The sequence below is a fragment of the Citrobacter portucalensis genome, assembly GCF_023374935.1.
GTDB lineage: Bacteria > Pseudomonadota > Gammaproteobacteria > Enterobacterales > Enterobacteriaceae > Citrobacter > Citrobacter portucalensis.
In genome coordinates, this window is record NZ_CP092466.1 from 3,776,523 (window position 1) to 3,801,095 (window position 24,573).

The 24,573-nt window shown below is 52.4% G+C and carries 25 protein-coding genes, 1 other RNA gene and 1 pseudogene; 12 read left to right on the forward strand and 15 right to left on the reverse strand.

All coding sequences use genetic code 11. The features are described from left to right. Positions 1 to 13: 13 nt before the first annotated feature. From acrB to LY264_RS18365, 5 genes are all read left to right on the forward strand, one after another. Complete coding sequence (gene acrB, locus LY264_RS18345; RefSeq protein ID WP_008783964.1) at positions 14 to 3,163, forward strand: efflux RND transporter permease AcrB; 3,150 nt, start codon at positions 14 to 16, stop codon at positions 3,161 to 3,163. A gap of 488 nt (positions 3,164 to 3,651) precedes the next feature. Further along, the gene (gene tomB, locus LY264_RS18350) at positions 3,652 to 4,026 is read left to right on the forward strand and encodes an Hha toxicity modulator TomB (protein ID WP_003021733.1); all 375 of its coding nucleotides are present in this window, start codon (positions 3,652 to 3,654) and stop codon (positions 4,024 to 4,026) included. 27 nt (positions 4,027 to 4,053) lie between these two features. Next, complete coding sequence (locus tag LY264_RS18355; protein WP_002892050.1) at positions 4,054 to 4,272, forward strand: HHA domain-containing protein; 219 nt, start codon at positions 4,054 to 4,056, stop codon at positions 4,270 to 4,272. Positions 4,273 to 4,453: 181 nt separating this feature from the next. Next, on the forward strand, positions 4,454 to 5,005 hold the full coding sequence (maa, locus tag LY264_RS18360) for a maltose O-acetyltransferase (protein ID WP_003835924.1): 552 nt from the start codon (positions 4,454 to 4,456) through the stop codon (positions 5,003 to 5,005). A 116-nt stretch (positions 5,006 to 5,121) separates the two neighbouring features. Then, on the forward strand, positions 5,122 to 5,592 hold the full coding sequence (locus LY264_RS18365; protein WP_020996574.1) for a YlaC family protein: 471 nt from the start codon (positions 5,122 to 5,124) through the stop codon (positions 5,590 to 5,592). Between the two features lie 78 nt (positions 5,593 to 5,670). Here the strand turns inward: LY264_RS18365 and ykgO are convergent, their stop codons facing one another. Next, positions 5,671 to 5,811: a type B 50S ribosomal protein L36 gene (gene ykgO / locus LY264_RS18370; RefSeq protein WP_005125190.1), complete on the reverse strand. Its 141-nt coding sequence runs from the start codon at positions 5,809 to 5,811 to the stop codon at positions 5,671 to 5,673. Between the two features lies 1 nt (position 5,812). Continuing rightward, the gene (locus tag LY264_RS18375; RefSeq protein ID WP_008783961.1) at positions 5,813 to 6,073 is read right to left on the reverse strand and encodes a type B 50S ribosomal protein L31; all 261 of its coding nucleotides are present in this window, start codon (positions 6,071 to 6,073) and stop codon (positions 5,813 to 5,815) included. Between the two features lie 188 nt (positions 6,074 to 6,261). Here LY264_RS18375 and LY264_RS18380 point away from each other — a divergent pair, with 188 nt between their 5' ends. After that, on the forward strand, positions 6,262 to 7,815 hold the full coding sequence (locus LY264_RS18380) for an EAL domain-containing protein (protein WP_071692491.1): 1,554 nt from the start codon (positions 6,262 to 6,264) through the stop codon (positions 7,813 to 7,815). 51 nt (positions 7,816 to 7,866) lie between these two features. On the opposite strand, the gene LY264_RS18385 is transcribed toward LY264_RS18380, so the two are convergent. Continuing rightward, on the reverse strand, positions 7,867 to 8,220 hold the full coding sequence (locus LY264_RS18385) for a DUF1428 domain-containing protein (protein WP_048226278.1): 354 nt from the start codon (positions 8,218 to 8,220) through the stop codon (positions 7,867 to 7,869). A 64-nt stretch (positions 8,221 to 8,284) separates the two neighbouring features. Continuing rightward, complete coding sequence (yczE, locus tag LY264_RS18390) at positions 8,285 to 8,914, reverse strand: membrane protein YczE (protein ID WP_048226280.1); 630 nt, start codon at positions 8,912 to 8,914, stop codon at positions 8,285 to 8,287. 86 nt (positions 8,915 to 9,000) lie between these two features. On the opposite strand from yczE, the gene yczR reads away from it, so the two are divergent. Further along, complete coding sequence (gene yczR, locus LY264_RS18395; RefSeq protein ID WP_048226282.1) at positions 9,001 to 10,428, forward strand: MocR-like transcription factor YczR; 1,428 nt, start codon at positions 9,001 to 9,003, stop codon at positions 10,426 to 10,428. A 59-nt stretch (positions 10,429 to 10,487) separates the two neighbouring features. On the opposite strand, the gene LY264_RS18400 is transcribed toward yczR, so the two are convergent. The 3 genes from LY264_RS18400 to ffs form a co-directional block, all read right to left on the reverse strand. Next, on the reverse strand, positions 10,488 to 10,706 hold the full coding sequence (locus tag LY264_RS18400) for a hypothetical protein (protein ID WP_249457364.1): 219 nt from the start codon (positions 10,704 to 10,706) through the stop codon (positions 10,488 to 10,490). Continuing rightward, positions 10,703 to 10,954 (reverse strand): hypothetical protein, encoded by a 252-nt coding sequence (locus tag LY264_RS18405; RefSeq protein WP_048226285.1) that lies wholly within the window; start codon positions 10,952 to 10,954, stop codon positions 10,703 to 10,705. The genes LY264_RS18400 and LY264_RS18405 overlap by 4 nt, the downstream gene beginning before the upstream one ends. A 198-nt stretch (positions 10,955 to 11,152) precedes the next feature. Further along, positions 11,153 to 11,249, reverse strand: an RNA gene (gene ffs / locus LY264_RS18410) — signal recognition particle sRNA small type. An 84-nt stretch (positions 11,250 to 11,333) separates the two neighbouring features. Between ffs and LY264_RS18415 the strand changes: the two are divergent. Beyond that, a pseudogene (locus LY264_RS18415) lies at positions 11,334 to 11,723 on the forward strand (MGMT family protein). Positions 11,724 to 11,754: 31 nt separating this feature from the next. Here the strand turns inward: LY264_RS18415 and LY264_RS18420 are convergent. After that, on the reverse strand, positions 11,755 to 12,324 hold the full coding sequence (locus LY264_RS18420; protein WP_003021666.1) for a YbaY family lipoprotein: 570 nt from the start codon (positions 12,322 to 12,324) through the stop codon (positions 11,755 to 11,757). Positions 12,325 to 12,536: 212 nt separating this feature from the next. Between LY264_RS18420 and tesB the strand changes: the two genes are divergently transcribed. Next, entirely contained in the window at positions 12,537 to 13,397 is an 861-nt protein-coding gene (gene tesB, locus LY264_RS18425) for an acyl-CoA thioesterase II (RefSeq protein WP_003831027.1), read from the forward strand. Between the two features lie 50 nt (positions 13,398 to 13,447). Here tesB and amtB read toward each other — a convergent pair whose 3' ends face one another. The 5 genes from amtB to decR all read right to left on the reverse strand — a co-directional run bounded on the left by amtB (position 13,448) and on the right by decR (position 19,399). Beyond that, positions 13,448 to 14,734, reverse strand: a complete 1,287-nt coding sequence (amtB, locus tag LY264_RS18430) for an ammonium transporter AmtB (protein ID WP_008783954.1) — start codon at positions 14,732 to 14,734, stop codon at positions 13,448 to 13,450. Positions 14,735 to 14,765: 31 nt separating this feature from the next. Then, a complete protein-coding gene (gene glnK / locus LY264_RS18435; protein WP_003021657.1) occupies positions 14,766 to 15,104 on the reverse strand; it encodes a P-II family nitrogen regulator in 339 nt (112 codons plus the stop codon). A gap of 248 nt (positions 15,105 to 15,352) precedes the next feature. Then, a complete protein-coding gene (locus tag LY264_RS18440) occupies positions 15,353 to 17,131 on the reverse strand; it encodes a SmdB family multidrug efflux ABC transporter permease/ATP-binding protein (RefSeq protein WP_008783952.1) in 1,779 nt (592 codons plus the stop codon). Then, on the reverse strand, positions 17,124 to 18,896 hold the full coding sequence (locus LY264_RS18445) for a SmdA family multidrug ABC transporter permease/ATP-binding protein (protein ID WP_020996575.1): 1,773 nt from the start codon (positions 18,894 to 18,896) through the stop codon (positions 17,124 to 17,126). Before LY264_RS18445 ends, LY264_RS18440 begins: the two co-directional genes overlap by 8 nt. Before the next feature lie 44 nt (positions 18,897 to 18,940). Further along, the gene (gene decR, locus LY264_RS18450) at positions 18,941 to 19,399 is read right to left on the reverse strand and encodes a DNA-binding transcriptional regulator DecR (RefSeq protein WP_003831023.1); all 459 of its coding nucleotides are present in this window, start codon (positions 19,397 to 19,399) and stop codon (positions 18,941 to 18,943) included. A gap of 116 nt (positions 19,400 to 19,515) precedes the next feature. Here decR and LY264_RS18455 point away from each other — a divergent pair, with 116 nt between their 5' ends. Then, positions 19,516 to 20,571 (forward strand): PLP-dependent cysteine synthase family protein, encoded by a 1,056-nt coding sequence (locus tag LY264_RS18455; protein WP_122984023.1) that lies wholly within the window; start codon positions 19,516 to 19,518, stop codon positions 20,569 to 20,571. Positions 20,572 to 20,621: 50 nt separating this feature from the next. Here LY264_RS18455 and cof read toward each other — a convergent pair whose 3' ends face one another. Beyond that, positions 20,622 to 21,440, reverse strand: a complete 819-nt coding sequence (cof, locus tag LY264_RS18460; protein ID WP_032942541.1) for an HMP-PP phosphatase — start codon at positions 21,438 to 21,440, stop codon at positions 20,622 to 20,624. Positions 21,441 to 21,584: 144 nt separating this feature from the next. Between cof and LY264_RS18465 the strand changes: the two genes are divergently transcribed. Together LY264_RS18465 and queC are read left to right on the forward strand one after the other, a co-directional pair. Beyond that, positions 21,585 to 23,285 (forward strand): SgrR family transcriptional regulator, encoded by a 1,701-nt coding sequence (locus LY264_RS18465; protein WP_071692493.1) that lies wholly within the window; start codon positions 21,585 to 21,587, stop codon positions 23,283 to 23,285. 65 nt (positions 23,286 to 23,350) lie between these two features. Then, positions 23,351 to 24,046 carry a 7-cyano-7-deazaguanine synthase QueC gene (gene queC, locus LY264_RS18470; RefSeq protein WP_003021638.1) on the forward strand — a complete coding sequence of 232 codons (696 nt, stop codon included), beginning with the start codon at positions 23,351 to 23,353 and terminating at the stop codon, positions 24,044 to 24,046. Between the two features lie 105 nt (positions 24,047 to 24,151). On the opposite strand, the gene fadM is transcribed toward queC, so the two are convergent. Further along, positions 24,152 to 24,550, reverse strand: coding sequence for a long-chain acyl-CoA thioesterase FadM (gene fadM, locus LY264_RS18475; protein WP_003021636.1), 399 nt, complete (start codon positions 24,548 to 24,550; stop codon positions 24,152 to 24,154). Positions 24,551 to 24,573 lie beyond the last annotated feature (23 nt).

The following is a 24,573-nucleotide window of genomic DNA, read 5'->3' on the forward strand; positions in this document are numbered from 1 at the left end:
GAGCCGTTAAGACATGCCTAATTTCTTTATCGATCGCCCAATATTTGCGTGGGTGATCGCCATTATCATCATGTTGGCAGGGGGGCTCGCGATCCTCAAATTGCCGGTAGCGCAATATCCGACTATTGCACCGCCAGCAGTGACGATCTCCGCGACCTACCCTGGCGCTGATGCCAAAACAGTACAGGATACTGTTACGCAGGTTATCGAACAGAATATGAACGGTATCGATAACCTGATGTACATGTCCTCTAACAGTGACTCCACGGGTACCGTGCAGATCACCCTAACCTTCCAGTCTGGTACTGATGCGGATATCGCGCAGGTACAGGTGCAGAACAAACTGCAGCTGGCCATGCCGTTGCTGCCTCAGGAAGTACAGCAACAAGGGGTTAGCGTTGAGAAGTCATCCAGCAGCTTCCTGATGGTTGTCGGTGTTATCAACACCAACGGCACCATGACGCAGGAGGATATTTCCGACTACGTTGGCGCCAACATGAAGGATGCCATCAGCCGTACTTCAGGTGTGGGTGATGTTCAGCTGTTCGGTTCTCAGTACGCGATGCGTATCTGGATGGATCCGAACAAACTGAACAACTTCCAGCTGACGCCGGTTGATGTAATCAGCGCCATCAAAGCGCAGAACGCCCAGGTTGCAGCCGGTCAATTAGGTGGTACGCCACCGGTGAAAGGCCAGCAGCTTAACGCGTCTATCATCGCGCAAACCCGTCTGACCTCCGCTGATGAGTTCAGCAAGATTCTGCTGAAAGTGAATCAGGATGGTTCCCAGGTTCGTCTGCGTGACGTGGCGAAAGTGGAACTGGGCGGTGAGAACTACGACATCATTGCGAAGTTCAACGGTAAACCGGCATCCGGTCTGGGTATCAAGCTGGCAACAGGTGCTAACGCCCTGGATACAGCAAACGCTATCCGCGATGAACTGAAGAAGATGGAACCGTTCTTCCCGTCAGGTCTGAAGATCGTTTACCCGTATGACACCACACCGTTCGTGAAAATCTCTATTCACGAAGTAGTGAAAACGCTGGCGGAAGCAATCATCCTCGTGTTCCTGGTAATGTATCTGTTCCTGCAGAACTTCCGCGCGACGCTGATTCCGACTATCGCCGTGCCGGTGGTGCTCTTGGGTACGTTTGCCGTCCTTGCGATTTTCGGCTTCTCGATAAACACCCTGACGATGTTCGGGATGGTACTCGCCATCGGCCTGTTGGTGGATGACGCCATCGTTGTGGTCGAGAACGTTGAACGTGTAATGGCTGAGGAAGGACTACCGCCGAAGGAAGCAACGCGTAAATCAATGGGCCAGATTCAGGGCGCACTGGTGGGTATCGCGATGGTACTGTCAGCGGTGTTTATCCCAATGGCGTTCTTCGGAGGTTCTACCGGTGCAATTTACCGTCAGTTCTCCATCACCATTGTTTCCGCGATGGCGTTGTCTGTGCTGGTGGCGTTGATTCTGACCCCTGCCCTGTGTGCGACCATGCTCAAACCGATTGCTAAAGGCGATCACGGAGAAGGCAAAAAAGGCTTCTTCGGCTGGTTTAACCGCATGTTCGATAAGAGTACGCACCATTACACCGATAGCGTAGGCGGTATTCTGCGCAGCACCGGTCGTTATCTGGCGCTGTATCTGATCATCGTCGTGGGCATGGCCTATCTGTTCGTTCGTCTGCCAAGTTCGTTCCTGCCAGACGAAGACCAGGGGGTATTCCTGTCTATGGCTCAGCTGCCTGCGGGTGCAACGCAAGAGCGTACCCAGAAGGTGCTGGACGAAATGACGGATTACTATCTGACCAAAGAAAAAGCGAACGTTGAATCGGTGTTTGCCGTTAACGGCTTCGGTTTTGCAGGTCGTGGTCAGAACACCGGTATCGCATTCGTCTCTTTGAAAGACTGGAGTGAACGTCCAGGTAAAGAGAACAAAGTTGAAGCGATTACTCAACGTGCAATGGGCGCATTCTCGCAGATCAAAGACGCGATGGTCTTTGCCTTTAACCTGCCAGCGATTGTGGAGTTAGGGACCGCGACCGGTTTCGACTTCCAGTTGATTGACCAGGCTGGTCTGGGCCATGAGAAGCTGACTCAGGCGCGTAACCAACTGTTTGGTGAAGTCGCGAAGCATCCTGATCTGTTGGTCGGTGTTCGTCCTAACGGTCTGGAAGATACGCCGCAGTTCAAGATCGATATCGATCAGGAAAAAGCGCAGGCTCTGGGCGTTTCCATTAGTGATATTAATACAACGCTGGGTGCAGCATGGGGCGGAAGCTACGTGAATGACTTCATCGACCGTGGTCGTGTGAAGAAAGTTTACGTCATGTCTGAAGCGAAATACCGTATGTTGCCGGAAGATATTGGAAACTGGTATGTCCGCGGCAGCGATGGACAGATGGTACCGTTCTCCGCCTTCTCTACCTCACGTTGGGAATACGGTTCACCGCGTCTGGAACGCTATAACGGTCTGCCGTCCATGGAAATCTTAGGTCAGGCCGCTCCGGGTAAAAGTACCGGTGAAGCCATGGCCATGATGGAGCAACTGGCCAGCAAACTGCCATCCGGTATCGGTTATGACTGGACCGGTATGTCCTACCAGGAACGACTGTCCGGCAACCAGGCCCCTGCCCTGTATGCCATTTCATTGATCGTCGTGTTCTTGTGTCTGGCAGCGCTGTACGAGAGCTGGTCAATTCCGTTCTCCGTAATGCTGGTTGTACCGCTGGGTGTTATCGGTGCATTGCTGGCAGCAACGTTCCGCGGCCTGACCAACGACGTTTACTTCCAGGTAGGCCTGCTCACAACCATTGGGTTGTCGGCGAAGAACGCGATACTTATCGTCGAATTCGCCAAAGACTTGATGGATAAAGAGGGTAAAGGTCTGATAGAGGCGACGCTGGACGCAGTACGCATGCGTTTACGTCCAATCCTGATGACGTCACTGGCCTTTATTCTGGGCGTAATGCCGCTGGTCATCAGTTCCGGCGCAGGTTCCGGTGCACAGAACGCCGTTGGTACTGGCGTAATGGGCGGGATGGTGACGGCTACCGTGTTGGCTATCTTCTTTGTTCCGGTGTTCTTTGTGGTGGTACGCCGCCGCTTTAGCCGCAAAAATGAAGATATTGAGCATAGCCACTCAGTAGAGCATCATTGATACATCTCTAAAGATAAGGCCGCGCAAGCGGCCTTTTTTCTGGAAAAATCATAAAAATCACTTATTGCCATTCCGTTTATTTTCTATCGGATAAATAAGCGATATAATCCTTGCAGCCTTAAAGGCTATTCTTAAAAAAACAGCGAGAGTTCTTATTTACTTTAATAAATATTAAGATTAATCCTATCCACTGGTTCACATTGTCGGTTGTTGCCTTTCGTTGCTAAACCTAAACAAGATAACCCGATGATTGCCCGAAGAATAAAGAAATTGTCCCATTTCGAATAGCGGCATTTATCTGTTAAAATGTAAAAATGACGTAGCATCATAATTTTACATAATTGTAATTTTTCGTGATATGACGATGAAATCTTTTTTAGAGTAGATTATAGTTAAATCATCAGGAGTCGCGGGCAAGTTCCAGGTAGTTGTTGTATCCATCCCGAAAGGTGTTCGGTTAGTTTAAGCCACTAAGAAGGGGATGCGTTATGGATGAGTACTCACCCAAAAGACATGATATCGCGCAGCTTAAATTTCTCTGCGAAACTCTGTATCATGACTGTCTTGCAAACCTTGAACAAAGTAACCATGGCTGGGTTAATGACCCTACCTCTGCAACCAGCTTGCAGCTCAATGAACTGATAGAGCATATTGCAACCTTCGCACTTAATTATAAAATTAAGTACAATGAGGACAATAAGCTGATCGCGCAGATAGATGAATACCTGGATGACACTTTTATGTTGTTCAGCAGTTATGGTATTAATACGCAGGATCTGCAGAAATGGCGGAAGTCAGGTAATCGACTGTTTCGCTGTTTTGTCAATGCCACCAGGGCTAATCCTGTAAGTTTGTCTTGTTAAAAATTATTACAATCATAGGTAAGAGTTATGTCCGATAAACCATTAACTAAAACAGATTATTTGATGCGCCTGCGACGTTGCCAGACAATTGATACGCTAGAGCGCGTTATTGAAAAAAATAAATATGAATTGTCCGACAACGAACTGGCTGTATTTTACTCAGCAGCAGATCATCGCCTTGCTGAATTGACCATGAATAAGCTTTACGACAAGATTCCAACTTCTGTTTGGAAATTCATTCGCTAATTGCACTCAAGGTTAAGTCAGGTATAGCGGTACAGTTGTCTGGCTGACCATTTTCGTATTTACAATGGTTATTTAATTAAAATCGCGTGACTATGATCACAGCAAAGAAGCGGGAACGTTCCCCTTTTCTGCATTACGTTTTACTGTGCTGAAATAACCTTCAGTACACAGGGAATTCGTAATGCGTAATGAAAAGCAAAAAATGATCGCCGGCGAATACTATCGCCCGGCAGATGAAACGCTGCGCAGTGACCGACTACGCGCTCGTCAGTTGATCCATCGCTACAATCTCACCGCACCCGATGAAAAAAATGAGCGTCAGGCAATCCTGCACGATCTGTTAGGTCAGAGTGAGGGAGCCTATATTGAACCCTCTTTCCGTTGTGATTACGGTTATAACATCTATCTTGGTAAAGACTTTTACGCTAATTTCGACTGCGTTATGCTCGACGTCTGTCCAATTCATATTGGCGACAACTGCATGCTGGCACCAGGCGTTCATATCTATACCGCGACCCATCCGCTGGATGCTACCGAGCGCAACAGTGGCCTGGAGTTCGGGAAGCCCGTGACTATCGGCAATAATGTCTGGATAGGTGGCCGTGCAGTGATCAATCCCGGCGTCACGCTGGGCGATAACGTGGTTGTGGCATCAGGCGCAGTGGTCACTAAAAGCGTTCCGGCAAACACCGTGGTTGGGGGCAATCCCGCAAGGATCATCAAAACGCTGTGATCTTAAATGTAACTGTTATGCTAAATTGCGGTTAATCTGTTACTTTCTTCAAAGGGTATCCCCTTTTAAAATAAGGCGATCCCTCCTGAATTTTGCAGATATCACGAAGGCAAGAGATGACAGAAATACAGCGCCTGCTTACTGAAACAATCGACGACTTAAATATTCGCGAGAAGCGCGACAACAAACCGCGCTTTAGCATCAGCTTTATTCGCAAACACCCAGGGCTGTTTATCGGTATGTATGTTGCGTGGTTTGCCACGTTGGCGGTGATGCTACAGTCAGAAACGTTAGTCGATTCGGTATGGCTGCTGGTGGTACTGTTCGTTGTACTCAACGGCTTTTTCTTTTTCGACGTTGCGCCACGATACCGCTTTGAAGATATCGACGTTCTGGATTTTAGAGTTTGCTATAACGGAGAATGGTACAACACGCGCTTTGTCCCCTCCTCTCTCATCGATACTATCCTGCACTCACCGTCCGTGGATAGCGAACATAAAGCACAGCTGCAAAAGATGATATCGCGCAAAGGCGAACTCTCGTTTTACGATGTCTTTACGCTTACCCGCGCCCAGACCAGCCAGTAACGATATCTCAGCACAGATAAAAAAAGTGCGTTCCTGCGAAGGTAACGCACTTTAATCCCTGAAATGCTGGCAAAGAAACTAACGCCTTTTTTTACGCCCCTGTACTGCTTTAAAGCGCGGATTCGTTTTGCAGATAACGTACAAACGCCCTTTGCGTTTTACTATCTGGCAGTCAGGATGGCGCTGTTTTGCGCTGCGAAGTGAATTGAGTACCTGCATTTTAACCCCGCTTAACGCCAATAAAATGACCAAAACGTTTTTGGAAACGTGCTGCACTACCTTCATTATCAAAGGTTTTTTGTTTCCCGGTATAGTACGGATGTGATTTAGAAGAGATATCGAGGGTCACGTACGGGTACATTTTCCCCTCAAACTCAATTTCACGCTCAGTCTTGATGGTCGAACCGACCTTAAAGAATTCATTGGCACTGGTATCGTGAAACACTACGGTACGGTAAAAAGGATGAATATCCGGTTTCATGGCAACCTCAATTTGATACGTTATAACATAACCATCAAAATACACCACTCTTGTACAAACCACAACCTGATTTACGCTACAGGGAGTCAAACGGGATGATAAATGGCCGTAAATATATGATGCCAATCGAATAGCTTTTTGGGGTTTCGGATATACTTTCCCTACGCTGTGTAAATAAGGATATCACTGTGACAACACGACATCTGATAAGCCTGGTGACTGGGGTACTGTTCCTTTCTATCCTCGCGCCGGTAGGTTTAAGCCTGTGGCTGGCACATCGTCAGGTCGAAACGAAATTTATCGATGAACTCGACATGTTCTCAACACGAGTCGCATTACGTACGGAACGCGTAGGCGAGCAGGCGAAAAAAGCATTACGCCATATTGAAGCATTTCAGGGGGTGCCTTGCAGTGACGAGCATTTGCTGGAAATGCGTCGTTTGTCCTATAGCTACCGCTATATTCAGGAAGTGCTGTACCTCAAAGATAATGTTCCGCAATGCTCATCTCTGGAAAAAAGAAGCCAGGCAGACGCATTTCCACCCGCAATGAAAGTCACGCCTGATGGATATCGCGCATGGCTTACCACGCAAAATGATTTGGGCATCAAGCGCTTTATGGCAGCATTAGGGAGCGAACATTATGTTGTGATGGTCGATCCGGGTTCTTTCATTGACGTCATCCCTTTTGGCTCATGGCCGATTGAAGTGACTATCATTGGCACCGTGCGCAACGTTGTTGTTGCCAGTAGCGCCGATCTGCCATCGGACGTTTTGCAGCATGTACAGCAAGAAAAATCGATTACTCATTTTAAAAAAGATGGCAGCATTTATAACGCCCGCCCCTTTCCTGAGTTGGGTATTACGATCGTAACCTGGGCATCTACCCTGCCATTGCAAAAAACCTGGCACCGGCAGGCACTGATCTGGCTCCCGGCAGGCATTCTTATAGGCTTGCTCACCGCCGCCTTTGTTTTGCGTATTTTGCGCCGCTTACAGTCGCCCCATCACCAATTACAGGACGCTATCCAGCATCGGGACATCAAAGTCCACTACCAACCAATTATCTCGCTCAAAACGGGGAAAGTGGTTGGAGCAGAGGCGCTGGCTCGCTGGCAGCAGGCCGACGGAAGCTATCTGTCGCCGGAAGTTTTCGTCGCGCTGGCGCATGAAACCGGGCTGACAGAGCCTCTCACACGGTTGATTATTGAAAGCGTATTTGAAGATTTAGGTAAATGGCTGCGTCAGCATCCAGACCAGCATATATCCATCAATCTTGAGTCAGCCGATCTGGCCTCCGAAACGCTTCCTGCTCTGTTAAGTCAGAAAGTGAACCACTGGCAACTTAAGCCTACGCAAATCGCGCTGGAACTAACCGAACGCGAGTTTGCCGACCCGAAAAACAGCGCGCCGTTTATTGCCAAATACCGTCAGGCGGGTCATTCAATCTATATTGATGACTTTGGCACCGGCTATTCCAGCCTGAGCTATTTACAGGATCTGGATGTCGACATCCTGAAGATAGACAAATCGTTCGTTGATGCACTGGAGTACAACAACGTGACGCCGCATATCATCGAGATAGCGAAAACGTTGAAGCTGGAGATGGTGGCGGAAGGTATCGAAACCGAGAATCAGGAAGCCTGGCTACGCCAGCATGGCGTGCAGTACGGTCAGGGCTGGCTTTACAGCAAAGCGCTGCCGAAGGCGGAATTTATTCTGTGGGCAGAAAAACGGCTTTAACATTGCTGTTGATGTTGAGATGGCTGGCGGCACGCCGCACAGCCAGTCACATCACTCTTCCATAATGGGCGCAAATCCACCGTAGATCATTCGCTTGCCGTCAAATGGCATAGATTCACCGAACTCCTTCATACGGGGATCGGACATCATCTTCTGATTCGCCGCATCGCGGACCTCTTTGGAAGGGTATTCAATCCAGCTGAATACCACTTCTTCATGCTCCTGTGCTTTCACAGCCATGCGAAAATCGGTCAGTTTGCCGTCGGGGACATCATCTGCCCAGCACTCCACTATGCGCAATGCACCGAACTCCTTGAAAAGCGGAGCTGCTTTTGCCGCCATCGCAATGTACGCCTCCTTGTTTTCAGCGGGTACGGCAACCACAAAGCCATCAACATACTTCATGAGAAAAACCTCCGAAGTGTACTGCGCGGCAAGCCGATTCCGGCCGCGTCAGTCGAGGTTAAGTTTAGTCGCCAGTAGGCGATCGCGCCCCAGGTGCATTCCTGATACGCGTACATGACTGCGGCTGATGCCGAAACCACGGCAGGCAAAGCTGAATCAACGGTCCGATAGCCAAGGCATACAGCACCGTACCAACGCCCACGGTTCCACCCAGCAACCAACCGATAAGCAGCACCGACACTTCGATTGCGGTTCGAATTCGTCGTACTGGCCAGCCGGTACGCGCGTGGATACCGGTCATCAGACCATCACGCGGACCGGCACCAAAACCTGCGCCAATGTACAGACTGGTTGCTAACGCATTCAATATTACCGCTGACACCAGCAGCCCACTGCGCGCCAGCAGAGATTCAAATCCAGGAATCACCAGCAGCGCGGCATCTGCCGCCAGCCCGATCATAATCACGTTGCTCAGCGTGCCAAAGCCTGGACGCTGGCGCAGCGGTATCCACGCCAGCAACACCAACACGCCCACGGCAATAATCACCACGCCGATATTCATCGACAATAAATTGGCTACACCCAGGTGAAACACGTTCCACGGATCGGCCCCTAAATCAGCACGGACAAACATCGCCGTCGATACACCGTACAGTGTCAGCCCGATATATAACTGAAGTAAACGACGCAGCATGCATTTCCCTCCCACTCTCGGATAACTTTCATCTTCACCGCAATTGGCACTATGATTAATGTCCAGTTTTCAAAAAGTGGACTGCTATGTCATCTCGCCGTTATGGAAGTCAGTCTTTGCAACGCCTGCTCGGACACTGGCTGGAAAGCCCCTCGCGAACGCCCATCTGGCGACAGCTGGCAGAAGCGTTACGTCTGCTTATTCTCGATGGTCGACTGGCGCTGGATAGCCGCTTACCGGGTGAACGCGAGCTCGCCGTAGTCCTGCAAGTAAGTCGAACTACCGTCGCCAGCGCTATGGCGCAACTGCGTGAAGAGGGATATCTGGAAAGCCGTCATGGTAGCGGCTCACGGGTGATCCTGCCGGAACATATTCGCCATGTGCCAACCCGGACCAGTACCGGCACAGCACTTGATTTGTCCACGGCGGCGCTAAGTGCCGGTCCCGAAATTCATCAGGCTTACCAGCAGGCGCTGTTTGCTATGCCACAGCATTTGCTGAGCTCCGGGTATCTGCCGCAGGGGTTGTCGGTATTACGTGAATCCATCGCCCGGCATTATTGCGATCGCGGGCTCCCGACGCAGCCCGATGAAATCATGGTCGTGAATGGTGCAGTCAGCGGCCTGGCGCTGATCCTGCGTTTGCTCACCGGCCCCGGCGATCGCGTGGTGGTTGATCACCCTACTTATCCGCTGGCGATTGCCGCGATTCAAGGCGCATCCTGTCGTCCCGTCGGTGTGTCGCTACCCGAGCACGGTTGGGATACCGCGGGTCTGGTCGCCACCATCGCGCAAACCGCACCGAGAATGGCCTACCTGATGCCGGACTTTCACAATCCGACCGGGCGTTGCATGGACGCTGCAACTCGCCAGGTCGTGGCGGATATTGCCGAACGAACCCGCACAACCCTGGTGGTCGATGAGACGATGGTGAACCTGTGGTATGACGCCCCGCCGCCGCCGCCACTTGCCGCATTCAATCGCGACGCGCCGATCATTCTGTTGGGTTCGGCCGGGAAAAGCTTTTGGGGGGGATTACGTCTGGGCTGGATCCGGGCGTCGGCGCGAACCATTGCGGCGCTGGTACAAACCCGCGACATCTTCGATTTAGGCTCCCCGGTGCTTGAACAACTCGCCACCAGCTGGCTGCTGGATAACGCCGCCGACTTTCTTCCTGACAGAAGACGGCTACTCACATCGCAGCGCGATCTGTGCTCGAGCCTGATGAACGCACATTTCCCGGAGTGGCAGTTTACCCAGCCACAGGGAGGACTCTCTTTTTGGGTTGAACTGCCCGATACGCTGGCAACGCTGTTCGCTACGCGCGCCGAAAGCGTAGGCATTCAGTTAGGAACCGGTACGCGGTTTGGCCTTGATGGCGCATTCGATCGTTTTTTGCGTATGCCTTTCACGTTGCCGGATGACACAGCGCGTGCCGCCTTCAGGGTGTTACAACCCATTTGGGATAACCTGCGTTTGCAGGCCAACAGCGGGAAAGTACGCAAAATAATTTAAGCGACGAGTCAAAGGACTCGCCCTTATAAGCCGGGATGGATGAGAGAGTCCCGGTGATATTACCGCTGAGGGGGAACCGGAAAACCCTTCAGTGAAATCACGAAATTTTCACCGTCTTTCTTAATTTTTGCCCCGGCATCACACCAGTCTGAGGCAATACGGAAGAACTCATCGCTGCCGACGTTCCAGCTCAGACTAACATGTTTCACATAACCGGAGCGTAGTAAATCACAAGCTTCGCCGTAATTACAGGCAGTTGAGAGCGGTTGTTGTTTCATTTTTTCTTCTTCAGTAGTCTGCGCAACGCTTTGATTTCTTTAGGAGTCAGTGCTTCAACTACGGACTCTTCCGTATGCTGGCTATCGATATCTTCAGCGGAGACTCCCGCCTCTTCAACGGCGGTAAACGCAATCAGCAGCAGTTTTTCCGTCGCAACACTTAAATTTTCGTTATGCACTTCAGCGTAATGGCGAAGCTTTTCTTTTAGCGCCTCATCAATTTTGACATTCAATACAGCGGTCAACATCGTAGAAAATCCTTGTGGTCAGCCAAAACACACCGAATGTAAGACCCTGTCGTTACAGCGCGATGGCGGCGGCAAAAGCATCAAATAACATCCCCGAAACACATTGACAGCATTTGATGACAATAAAATGACAATACGATGACAAAGAAAAGAAGATAAGCGGAAGGGAAATTGCCGGACGGCAGAATTGGGTGGGGGCCCTGCCAGCTACATCCCGGCACACACGTCATCTGCCTTGGCTGCTTCCTTCCGGACCTGACCTGGTAAACAGAGTAGTGTTGCGGGAGAACCAACAGAGCCCCCATTGAGAGCGTTGTTAACCAACGCGCAGGCGCATTATCACTGCTGCACCCTGTAATTGCAACCCATCCAGCATCGGATGCTGTTTTCTTGTGCAATGCGGCTTCACTCCCTCGCCATTCGGCATTATGCTGGAGGATTAGCGCAGGAATAAATAATGGATATACAAGACACTTTCCCCCAACGCGTCTGGCAAATCGTCGCGTCAATCCCCGAAGGTTTCGTCACCACGTATGGCGATGTTGCCAGGCTTGCCGGTTCGCCGCGCGCTGCGCGCCAGGTCGGCGGCGTGCTTAAGCGTCTCCCCGAAGGCAGCACTTTGCCCTGGCATCGGGTGGTTAATCGTCATGGTGCCATTTCGCTGACCGGCCCCGACTTACAACGGCAGCGTCAGGCGTTGCTGGCAGAAGGAATAGTGGTTTCAGGAAGCGGGCAGATAGATTTACAGCGCTATCGCTGGGTGTACTAACCCTCTCCAGACGGAGAGGGTTACGACTGCCTTAGTACTGCGTGGGAGCAGGAACGGCAGAAGAGGGATTTACCTGGGTTGGTGACGTTGACGGCACCGTGGTGGCTGCCCCACCGCTTGCCTGAACCGGTACTGCTGTTTGCTGTACAGGGACCAGCGTCAGGTCAGCTTTCGTACCACCCTGATTAATGACCGTCTGAACGGTATCAGTAATAAAGACCAGTTTGTCATTAACCGTAATTGCCGCACTCAGCAGAATACGGGCGTTAGGCTGAATATCTGCCGGGTTAAATGGTAATACAAAGCTGAATGGCGCCTGCTTACCTTCAGTACGGACCGCTTTTTGCGACAGCACTTTTGACGGTGCATCGGCCAGCGACGCATCTGACAGCGTGACGGTCAGCACCGCATCGGGTGGCAAGGCCACTTTCTGGCGGATCCATACCGTACCAGAAACGTTTGGCTGTTGAATTTTAGACTGTGTGTCAGCAATTGACGTATTAGGGCTTGGCGCAGGTGTCTGAATATCTGCACTTTTATCAGCACAGGCCGCCAGAGCGACCGCAACCGCTAAACCACTTACCATGTGCACGAGTTTCATTAAATTCTCCTTATCATCTATGCACCAGCGAGAACTATCCTCGCCAGAAGAGTGGTTAACAAAAACATAACGTGACTAAGTGTGGCACAAGACAGCTGTTTTTGCCTGTAATAGGCCTTTAATTCAGACAATTGCACCCATCGGACCACTTTCAAAATTGCGTTATACTCTGCCTACCTCGCTGCGAGATCGATATAACCTGGAGAGCACGTATGAGTCTGGCGCTGAAAAATTTGCTGACATTGTTAAATCTGGAAAAAATTGAAGAAGGACTCTTTCGGGGCCAAAGTGAAGACTTAGGGTTACGTCAGGTTTTTGGGGGACAGGTTGTCGGTCAGGCGCTGTATGCCGCCAAAGAAACCGTACCGGAAGAGCGTCTGGTGCACTCCTTCCACAGCTACTTTTTACGCCCCGGCGATAGCCAAAAGCCTATCATCTATGATGTTGAAGTCTTGCGTGATGGTAACAGCTTCAGCGCGCGCCGCGTTGCCGCAATTCAGAATGGTAAACCCATTTTTTACATGACCGCCTCTTTCCAGGCACCGGAAGACGGATTTGAACATCAGAAAACCATGCCGGATGCGCCGGGTCCCGATGAGCTGAAATCAGAAACAGAAATTGCCCGCTCAGTGGCGCATTTACTGCCGCCGCTGTTGAAAGAAAAATTTATCAACGATCGTCCGTTGGAAGTGCGCCCGGTTGAATTTCATAACCCCTTAAAAGGTCACGTCGCACCTCCGGCGCGCCAGGTATGGATCCGTGCAAACGGCGAGCTGCAGGACGATCTGCGCGTCCATCAATATCTGCTGGGTTATGCCTCAGACCTGAACTTCCTGCCTGTAGCGCTGCAGCCGTACGGGATTGGTTTTCTGGAAAAAGGGATTCAGATCGCCACCATTGACCATTCAATGTGGTTCCACCGTCCGTTCAATATTAATGAGTGGTTGTTGTATAACGTCGAGAGTACTTCTGCCTCCGGTGCCAGAGGTTTTGTACGCGGGGAGTTTTATACGCAGGACGGCGTGCTGGTCGCCTCTACCGTGCAGGAAGGGGTAATGCGTAATCGCAATTGAGAATTACCGGATGGTGGCGCAAAAGCGTTACCATCCGGCAGATTGAAACATCAAGCGTTGTAAGCGTTCTCGCCGTGACTGTTCACATCCAGACCTTCGCGTTCCTGCTCTTCCGGTACGCGCAGACCCACCGTCATATCCGCCAGCTTATAGCCAATGAAGGCCACCACGCCGGACCAGACGATGGTGATCGCCACGCTTTCCAGTTGCACCAGCAGCTGATGCCCCATGGTCACTCCCTCAGCAAAGCCCACGCCGCCCAGTGAGCTGGCAGCGAAAACCCCGGTCAGGATGCAGCCAACAATACCGCACACGCCGTGCACGCCAAACACATCACACGGATCGTCCACGCGCAGAAAACGCTTCAGCATGGTTACGCCCCACAGGCCAGCCAACCCCGCAACCACACCGATAATCAGCGCCCCGCCGACACCGATGTAGCCACATGCAGGTGTTACGCCCACCAGACCCGCAATAGCGCCAGAACAGGCGCCCAGCAGAGACGGTTTGCCACGCAGCGCCCATTCACCGAAGATCCATCCGAGGATGGCGGCGGCGGTGGCGACCACGGTATTGACGAAGGCCAGTGCGGCAATTTCATTCGCCGTTCCCGCTGAACCGGCGTTAAAGCCAAACCAACCAATGTAGAGAATAGCGGTACCGGTGAAGACCATCGGCAGGTTATGCGGTTTAAAGGCTTCTTTGCCAAAACCGACGCGTTTACCAATCAGATACGCACCAACCAGACCGGCAATCGCTGCGTTGATGTGCACGACCGTCCCGCCGGCAAAATCCAGTGCGCCGTGAGAAGCCAGCAATCCGCCGCCCCAGACCATATGTGCAATGGGGATGTACGACAGCGTTAACCACACCACCACAAAAATCAGCACCGCAGAGAAACGAATACGCTCAGCCAGCGCCCCGACAATCAGCCCAACGGTGATGCAGGCAAAAGATCCCTGAAAAGCAACGTGAATGTACTGGTAGAAGCTCCCCGTGACCGCCGTCAGCGCGATGTTCTTCAGCAATACCCAGTTGAAGTTGCCGAAGAAATTATTCCCTTCGCCAAAGGCCAGTGAGTAGCCATAAACCACCCATAGAATACAAACCAGAGCGAATGTCACCGTCACCTGAGTCAGCATCGACAGTACGTTCTTACCGCGAATCAAACCGCCGTAGAACAACGCAATGCCAGGGATAGTCATAAACAGCACCAGCGCGGTACAGATCATCATAAAAGCGTTATCTGCTTTATCCGCAACCGCCGGTGCCGCCATCGCCAGTCCCGGCAGTAGTGCCAGTGAAGCAATACCCGTTTTCATCGTTGCTATCTTCATTTTTTGGTTTCCTATCACTGTGTGCCAGAAGTTACAGTGCGGCTTCGTCGGCTTCGCCGGTACGAATACGAATCACACGTTGCAGCTCGGCGACGAAGATTTTGCCGTCGCCAATTTTTCCGGTGTATGCCGCCTTACTGATGACATCAATCACGCCATCCAGTTGGTCGTCGGCAATCGCCACATCAATCTTCACCTTTGGCAGAAAATTGACGCTATATTCAGCCCCACGGTACAGCTCAGCATGACCTTTCTGTCGGCCAAACCCCTTCACTTCGGTGACGGTCAGCCCCTGAATACCAATAGACGACAGTGCTTCACGGACGTCTTCCAGTTTGAACGGTTTGATTACCACGGTAACCAGCTTCATAGATCCCCTCCAGTCAGAATTCAGTAGTGGCTGCAGATACACGAGAGGAATATTGCAAGGGGTGTGCCAGGAATGAAAAACGCGGAATGATTCAGGTTCGCCGGGTACTATCGGGAGAGAAAAAGAAAAAACGCACTATAACGGTGCATAGTGCGTTACATTTTTGCACCAGATTGTTGATTGCCGGATGGCGGCGTAAACGCCTTACCCGGCCTACGATACCGCGTGGCCGGATAAGCACTGCGCCGTCAGGCGATAACAGAATCCTCTTGCGTGCTGGCGGCTAACTCTTCGCCCGCCAGCTGCAGCTGATACATCTGCCAGTAACGGCCTTGCGCCGCCAGTAATTGCTGGTGTGTACCACGCTCAACCGCCTGACCGCGATGCAGCACCAGAATGGTATCCGCATCGACAATCGTCGATAACCGATGCGCAATCACCACCAGCGTAGTGTGTTCACGGACCGCTGCCAGCGCGTGCTGAATGGCCTGTTCAGTACCGGAATCAATACTGGCCGTGGCTTCATCGAGGATCAGCACCTGCGGCGTTTCAACCAATACCCGCGCCAGCGCCAGCAGCTGTTTCTGCCCAACGGAGAGATTATTGCCCTGCTCGCCCAGCCGGGTATGGATCCCCTCGCTCAAACCCCGAGCCAGTTCTGCCAGTTGCACAGTCTCCAGCGCCTGCCAGACCCGCTCTTCTGAGATATCGCGACCCAGCGTGACGTTTGCCAGGAAGGTATCCGCCATCACCACCGGATCCTGCTGCACCATCGCGATGCCCTGACGTAACGCACCGTGGCTCAGAGAAGACAACGGACGTCCGTCAAGGCGGATTTCCCCCTGCGTCAGCGGGTAATATCCCATCAGCAGGCTGGCCAGCGTGCTTTTGCCGCTGCCTGTGTGTCCGACCAAAGCCACAAAGCTGCGCGAAGGCACGGACAGACTGATGTTTTGCAGCACCAGGTTGTCGTCGCGATAGGCAAATGAAACGTTATCCACCTCAATGTCTCCGCTTTTGAGCGGGCGATCGTCTTCACCATAGCGTTGACGAGGCCCGTCCATCAGTTCGAACACTCGCTCACCAGCGACAACCGCCTGCTGCAGCATTGATTGCTGGGTGGTCAACTCGATCAGCGGTTCGTTCAAACGGCCGAGGTAGCTGATGAACGCGTACAGCACGCCAACCTCGATGGAGGTGCCAGAGGTAAAACTGAACAGCATCAGCAAACCGCAGAGGATCAGCGCCGAGAACAGGCTCAGCAGCGGACGCAGCAAAAAACCATCCAGTCGCAGGGTTTGCATACGCGCCATATAGTGCGAGCGGCTTGCCTCGCCCATTCTCTCGCCAAATCTTGCCTGCTGGCGGAACTGCTGGATAACGCTCATGCCGTTGATGACTTCGTTAAAGCCATCGTTAATATCCGCCAGATAAGCGCGTACCCGACGCACAATCGGGGTGCTGTAGCGTTGGTAAATCACCATCACCACCAGCACGGCCGGGAAAATGGCCATTGCCACCAGCGCCATGCGCCATTCCAGGCTGAACATTGCCACCAACATCGCGCCGATTAAGGCCGCACTGCGCAGGACCGTTGCGACCACCGTCACGTACAGGTCGCGAATAACTTCAGTATCATTGGTCACGCGGGAGATAAGCTGCCCGACGGGCTGAGTATCAAAAGCGCTGAGCGGCTGGCGCAGCGCAGCGTCCATTACGTCGGTGCGTAACTGTTGTACTACGCCAACCGCCGCCTGGTTAAACAGCAATGACTGCGCGTAATGCAGACCTGCCGCCAGCAGTTGCAGACCGACATAGGCCGCAACCAGCCCGGCAACCATCGCCAATGGCAGATTGTTCTTCGCCACCATGTTATCGATAAAATAGCTAATCAGCAGCGGACCGCTGACTTCCGCCGCCGCAGCCACCCACAACATGACGACCGCAATCGCCAGCTGTTTTCGCCATGGGGAACCATACGCCAGCAGTCTTTTCAGAGTTGGCCATAATTGCCCGAAACTACGCATTAGCCGCCTCCTCGTTTATCTCTGGTGCATCAGACAGCGCCGCTTCAAGTTGCTGATAGCGGTACATGTCGCGATACCAACCGGGCTGTTGCACTAAAGATTCATGCTCACCGCGCTGAGCAATATGCCCATGCTGCATCACGATAATCTCGCTGGCTTCCGTCAAAGCCGATAAACGGTGTGCGCTGATAATCACGGTTCTGCCTTCGCCCCACTGGCGCAGGTTATGTAGGATCTGATGTTCGGTACGACCATCCACCGCCGACAGCGCATCATCCAGAATCAGAATTTCAGCGTTCAGCAGTAACGCTCGAGCGATAGAAATACGCTGTTTTTGCCCGCCAGACAGCATCACCCCGCGTTCGCCCACTTCGGTGTCGTAGCCCTGAGGAAGACGTAAAATATCCTCATGAACGCTGGCAAGGCGCGCCACATGCTCGATCTCTTCCTGCGTGGCCTGCGGGCGTCCTAAGGCGATGTTATTACCGACGGTATCGGAAAACAGGAATGGTGTCTGGCTGACAACCGCCAGTCGGCTGCGCCAGCTATCCAGCTGTAAGCGCGTTAATGGGATATCATGAAAGCGCACATCGCCCTGGGTGATATCAAAATGACGCTGGATCAGCGACAGTACCGTACTTTTTCCCGCGCCGGTCGGACCACAGATGCCCAGCATCTGTCCAGGTTTGAGCTGGAAATTCACATTTTCCAGCGCCGGGTGGGTGGTTTGAGGGTAACAAAATTCGCGAATCGCCACCGCCAGCTCGCCGCGTCCTTCCGGCACCGGTTCAGTACCGTCATCCACTACCGGCGCTTCTGCCAGCATGGCGCGAATTCGGCTATACGCGGCGCTGCCGCGTTCGACGATGTTAAACATCCAGGCCAGCGCCAGCATCGGCCAAATCATCAGACCGAGATACATCATAAAGCTGGTGAGCTGCCCGAGCGTCAGCGAGCCGTGAACCACCATCCAGCTTCCCCCGGCAATCGCCAGCAGGTTAGCCATACCAATGGCGATATAAATCGTAGGATCAAAGCGGGCGTCAATGCGCGCCACACGCAGGTTTTTCTTACCGGTATCTTCAGCATCTGCGGCAAATAATGCCGACTGCCGATCCTCCAGCCCAAAGGCCTTGATCATACGAATACTGGTCAGGCTTTCCTGAGTACGATCGTTGAGACTGGAAAACGCCGCCTGCGCCAGCTTAAAACGGTTATGGAGTCGATCGCCGTAACGTTTGATCATCAACGCCATCACCGGCATCGGCAGCAGCGCAATCAACGTCAGTTGCCAGCTTATCTGCGTTGACATCACGATCAGCACCGCACACCCCATAACCAGCGAATCTACCAGCGTCAGCACCCCTTCTCCGGCGGCAAATACGACGCGATCGACATCGTTGGTTGCCCGCGCCATCAGATCGCCCGTACGGTGCCGCAGATAAAATTCTGGATGCTGGCGACTCAACTGACGGTAATAATCTTCCCGCAGCTCAACCGCCAGTTGGTAGGATGCGCCAAACAGCAGCACGCGCCAGACATAACGCAGCAAATAAACCACCACGGCAATCAGGGCAATTGTCCCCACCCACATCAGCAGCCGCTCGGTGGTGAAGCGTTGAGTCGTCACGCCATCCACAATGATCCCGACCACTTTCGGCGGAATAAGCTGAAGGATAGCGATGATGATAAGCAGGGCCACTGCCCCGAGGTAGCGACGCCACTCCCGGCGGAAGTACCAGCTTAATTGAGCAAATAATCGCACGCGTTATGTCCTGACAAGATTTCCGGCAATAAGCGCCGGGAGAATTATTCAATAGGTAGAGCAGTTGTGTATTTAATCTGTTCCATGGCAAAGCTGGAGGTGACGTCAGACAGGCCCGGTACGCTGTTCACCAGGCGCTTATAGAATTCATCATAGCTTTTCATATCAGCAACCTGCACTCGCATCAGGTAGTCATACTCCCCTGCCATACGCCAGAACCCCAGAACCTCGGGCATTCCGGTCACTTCAGTGACAAAGCGGCAATACCATTCGCTGCTGTGATGCTGAGTTTTGATCAGCACAAACGCGGTGAGTCCCAGCCCCAGTTTTTCTGGATCCAACAGGGCGACTCTGCCCAGCAGGATACCGTCATCCTCAAGTCGTTTGAGACGTTTCCAGCAGGGGGTGGTAGTCAGATTAACGGCATCTGCTAATGCCTGCAAAGAAAGGGTGCAGTCCTGTTGCAGTAAGCCGAGTAGCTTGCGGTCAATTTTGTCTAACATATCCACTCCACAGAGAAGAATTTTCTCCTTACATTCTATTTTAAAGGCTAAATGGCAACAATTTTTTCCGTGCTTTTCGCTATTCTGGGCACAAAATGACAAATGGATATCTATTAATGATGAATAGCTCCTGGGTTAAAAACGCCATCAATGAAATCAACGCGGATTATCAGCGTTCTGCGGATACGCATCTCATTCGCCTGTCGCTACCGGCGTTCCCGGGCATTCAGCTCTATTTAAAAGATGAGAGCACGCATCCGACCGGGAGTCTGAAGCATCGTCTGGCACGCTCACTGTTTCTGTACGGATTGTGCAATGGCTGGATCAAAGAAGGCACCACCATCATTGAATCATCGTCCGGTTCAACGGCGGTCTCTGAAGCTTATTTCGCTCGACTGTTAGGGTTGCCATTTATTGCCGTCATGCCTTCCTGTACGGCAAAACGTAAAGTTGAACAGATTGAATTTTACGGCGGTCGCTGTCATTTCGTGGAAAGCGCCTGCGAAATCTATGCGGCCTCTGAGCAACTGGCGCGTGAGCTGAACGGTCATTACATGGACCAGTTCACTTACGCTGAGCGCGCCACCGACTGGCGCGGCAATAATAATATCGCCGACAGCATCTTTCGTCAGATGCAGTGCGAGCCCAACCCCGTTCCCCGCCATATTGTGATGAGCGCCGGAACCGGTGGCACCTCAGCAACCATTGGCCGCTATATTCGCTGTCAGGGCTACGATACTCAACTGATGGTGGTAGACCCGGAAAACTCGGTCTTTCTGCCCTTCTGGCAGGATCGCGATGCCACGTTACGCAGTCCGGTAGGAAGTAAAATTGAAGGCATTGGCCGCCCGCGTGTCGAACCGTCTTTCATTCCTGACGTGGTCGATGAAATGCTGCGCGTGCCGGATGCCGCAAGCGTGGCCACCGCACACTGGCTGGAAACGCAGTTGGGCCGCAAAGTCGGCGCTTCAACTGGCACCAATATGTGGGGAACGCTGCAACTTGCCGCCCGTATGCGCGATGCTGGAGAAAGCGGCTCACTGGTGACGCTGTTGTGTGACAGCGGCGAACGCTATCTGGAAACCTACTACAACCCACAGTGGGTCGATGCACACATCGGTGATTTAACGCCGTGGAAAGCGGAGCTCGCCCGACTACTGAACACCCATTAATAGGATAAAAAAAAGCCAGACGCGAAGTCTGGCTTGCTGGAAGGGATCTCTCATTCGGGGGAATAAGGTAGATGTGGATTGTCCAGCCAATGCGTCAAAAAGTGTGACACTGCCTGATTACGGCAATGTCCAATCACCGATAAATGAGGCAGTTCAGCAATCAGTTGCGGCATCGCGTTACCCATAATCAGGCCGCGCCCAACGCTGCCTAACATTTCGCGATCGTTCATGGCATCGCCAAACGCCATACACTCGGCCATTGAATAACCTAAATAGTCGCTCAACACCGCCAATGCCGATCCTTTATTACAGCCCAGCGGCAGCACCTCAAGGCAATCAAACGCGGAAAAACAGAGATTCGCCTGTTCACCCAGCGCTTCATTCAGTTGAATGCGCAATTGGATCAGAGAGTCATGATCGCCGCAGAAACAGACTTTCGTGACCTGATGCGCCGGAATACGTTTCACATCGACGATCTGGTAGCGAAATCCGCTATACACATGCGCCTGCAGCAGTGAGGGGATCTCTTGTCCGGTGAACCAGCCATTGTCATTAAAGACATGCATGCTTGCGGTAGTGTCCCACTTCTGATGCAACACAATATCCGCAACATTCGGATCCAGATCCTGACGGTGTAACACGTCGCCTTCAAGAGAGTGAATGCGCGTGCCGTTACCCGTAATCAAAAAGGCGTCCAGTGAGATCGAGCCTAAAATATGGCGCATCTCTAGCACATGTCGGCCGGTAGCAAATGTCAGAGTAATATCGCGTTCACGCAGGCGCGACAGCGTTGAAAGCGTTTCGTCACCTAAATGGTGATTCGGCATCAAAAGGGTGCCATCCATATCAAATGCAGCCAGACGAGCCATTTCTTTCTCCACACTGTGACGCGGTTAACTTGTGATCCAGTATCACCTGAGATATACGGAAGTAATAGTGAATAGATAAAATGAATTGTTCCGGGTTTCTCTACGCATACACCGTTAACGAACATCCTGAAGGAAAAAGTATTAATGCGTCTGCTTAATCGCCTGAACCAGTACCAACGCCTATGGCTGCCCTCGAACGGCGAACCGCAGTCGGTGACCGTCGGGGAACTGGCCGAACGCTGTTTTTGTAGCGAACGCCATGTGCGTACCCTGCTAAAGCAAGCGCAGGATGCGGGCTGGCTGGAGTGGCATGCCCAGTCGGGGCGCGGGAAACGCGGGCAGCTGCGGTTTTTAGTGACGCCAGATTCACTGCGCAACACCATGATGGAACAGGCCCTGCAAAAGGGCGAGCAGCTTAGCGTACTGGAACTGGCTCAGCTGGCCCCGGGCGAATTGAGAACACTGCTACAACCGTTTATGGGCGGTCAGTGGCAAAACGACACGCCAACCCTGCGTATACCCTATTACCGCCCGCTCGACCCCTTGCACCCCGGTTTTCTCCCCGGTCGCGCGGAGCAACACCTCGCTGGACAAGTTTTCTCTGGCCTGACCCGGTTTGACAGCACTACGCAACGTCCCTGTGGAGACTTAGCCCACCACTGGAATATCTCCGCTGACGGCCTGCGCTGGGATTTCTATATTCGTTCCACCCTGTACTGGCATAACGGCGATGCGGTCAGCAGCACACAGCTACATCAGCAGTTGCTGAAGCTGTTAGAACTCCCCGCGCTGAATAAGCTGTTTATCAGCGTAAAGCGCATTGAGGTGACGCATCCCCAGTGTCTGACCTTTATTCTGCATCGTCCCGACTTCTGGCTGGCGCACCGTCTGGCAAGCTACAGCAGTCACCTGGCGCATCCTGAGCACCCGTTTGTGGGTACCGGCCCGTTCCGGCTGACGCTGTTTACTCCTGAGCTGGTGCGTATCGAGAGTCACGATCACTACCATCTGAGTCATCCGCTGCTAAAAGCCATTGAATACTGGATAACCCCGCTGCTCTTCTCCCAGGATTTGGGCACCAGCTGTCGCCATCCGGTGCAAATTGCGATTGGTAAACCCGAAGAGTTGCCTATGCTAAGCCAGGTAAGCAGCGGGATCAGTCTTGGTTTTTGCTATCTCACGCTCAGAAAAAGCGCGCGCCTGAATACGCAGCAGGCCCGTAGACTGATCAATATCATCCACCGTTCTTCCCTGCTACAAACGCTTGAAGTGGATGAAAATCTGATCACGCCAAGCAATGCACTGCTCCCCGGATGGACTATCCCGCAATGGGATGAACTCGATGAGGTGGCATTACCGGAAAAGCTGACGCTGGCTTATCACCTGCCGGTAGAACTTCACGCTATGGCTGAACAGCTTCGCCAGGCGTTGGCGCTGCTCGGCTGTGAATTAACGCTTATTTTTCATAATGCTAAAAACTGGGATGGCGATCATCCCTTAGCCCAGGCCGACCTGATGATGGGCGACAGGCTGATTGGTGAGGCACCTGAATATACTCTCGAACAGTGGTTGCGCTGCGATCAGCTCTGGTCACATGTATTGAATGCGCCCGCATACACACATTTGCAAACGACCCTGGATGCCCTACAAATTCAGGCCGATGAGGACGATCGCCACGCGGCTTTACAGCAAGTTTTCGCTACGCTAATGCATGACGCTACCCTGACGCCACTATTCAATTATCACTATCGCATCAGCGCGCCACCGGGCGTGAACGGCGTACGCCTGAATCCTCGTGGCTGGTTCGAGTTTACCGAAGCCTGGCTGCCACCTCCTTCAGCGTGAAGAAGCTGGTGGGCGGCACGCCCAGGCGCTACCATAAGGGCTTCGTTATTTTGTCAGGAAAAGCCATGAAACGTGCCGTTGTTGTATTCAGTGGAGGTCAGGACTCCACGACTTGTCTGGCGCAAGCGCTGCATCAGTATGATGAAGTGCACTGCGTGACCTTTGATTATGGTCAGCGCCATCGCGCTGAGATTGATGTCGCACGTGACCTGGCCTTAAAACTTGGCGCGCGAGCGCACAAAGTACTTGATGTCACATTGCTCAGTGAACTGGCTGTCAGCAGCCTGACCCGCGATAACATTCCGGTACCCGATTACGAACCGGATGCGAACGGCATTCCCAATACCTTTGTGCCAGGACGCAATATTCTGTTCTTAACGCTGGCAGCAATTTACGCGTACCAGGTGCAGGCAGAGGCGGTCATTACCGGCGTTTGTGAGACCGATTTCTCCGGCTATCCGGACTGTCGCGATGAGTTCGTTAAAGCCCTGAACCATGCTGTAAGCCTGGGGATGGCGAAAGATATTCGCTTTGAAACCCCACTGATGTGGATCGATAAAGCCGAAACCTGGGCACTGGCCGATTACTGGGGCAAGCTGGACCTGGTACGCGAAGAAACGCTGACCTGCTATAACGGCATCAAAGGTGACGGTTGTGGTCACTGTGCGGCGTGTAATCTGCGTGCCAACGGCCTGAACCATTATCTGGCGGATAAACCGGCAGTGATGGCGGCAATGAAACAGAAAACCGGGTTAAAATGATTGTATTGCCGGATGGCGCTTTGCGTATCCGGCCTACATGCAGTTGCAGCAACTCTTGTAGGCCGGATAAGACGCTTGAGCGTCGCCTTCCGGCAGTCGCAGCCACTACTGCACCATCTGCTCCAGTTTTTCGCGCAACTCCCCTTCCAGCGGCAGCGCTTTTTGCGTCTTCAAATCAATGCAGACGAACGTAATCAGCGCATCAGCCACCACCTGCCCTTCCGGCTCCAGGGTAATGGTCTGATTTAACACACCACTTTTGCCATTTAACTGTTGAACCTGACTGGTGATAGTCAGCAGGTCGCTCAGCACCGCAGGACGGCGGTAGTTGATATTAATATTCACGACCACAAAAGCGATGTTGTGTGCGGTCATCCACTGAAAGCTGTCGCTGTTTTCCAGACCATCCCAGCGGGCCTCTTCCAGAAACTCCAGATAGCGGGCATTGTTAACGTGCTGATAGACATCAAGATGAAAACCACGAACTTTGATTTGTGTTTGCATAGCGCAGGAGCCTTACGTTGTTT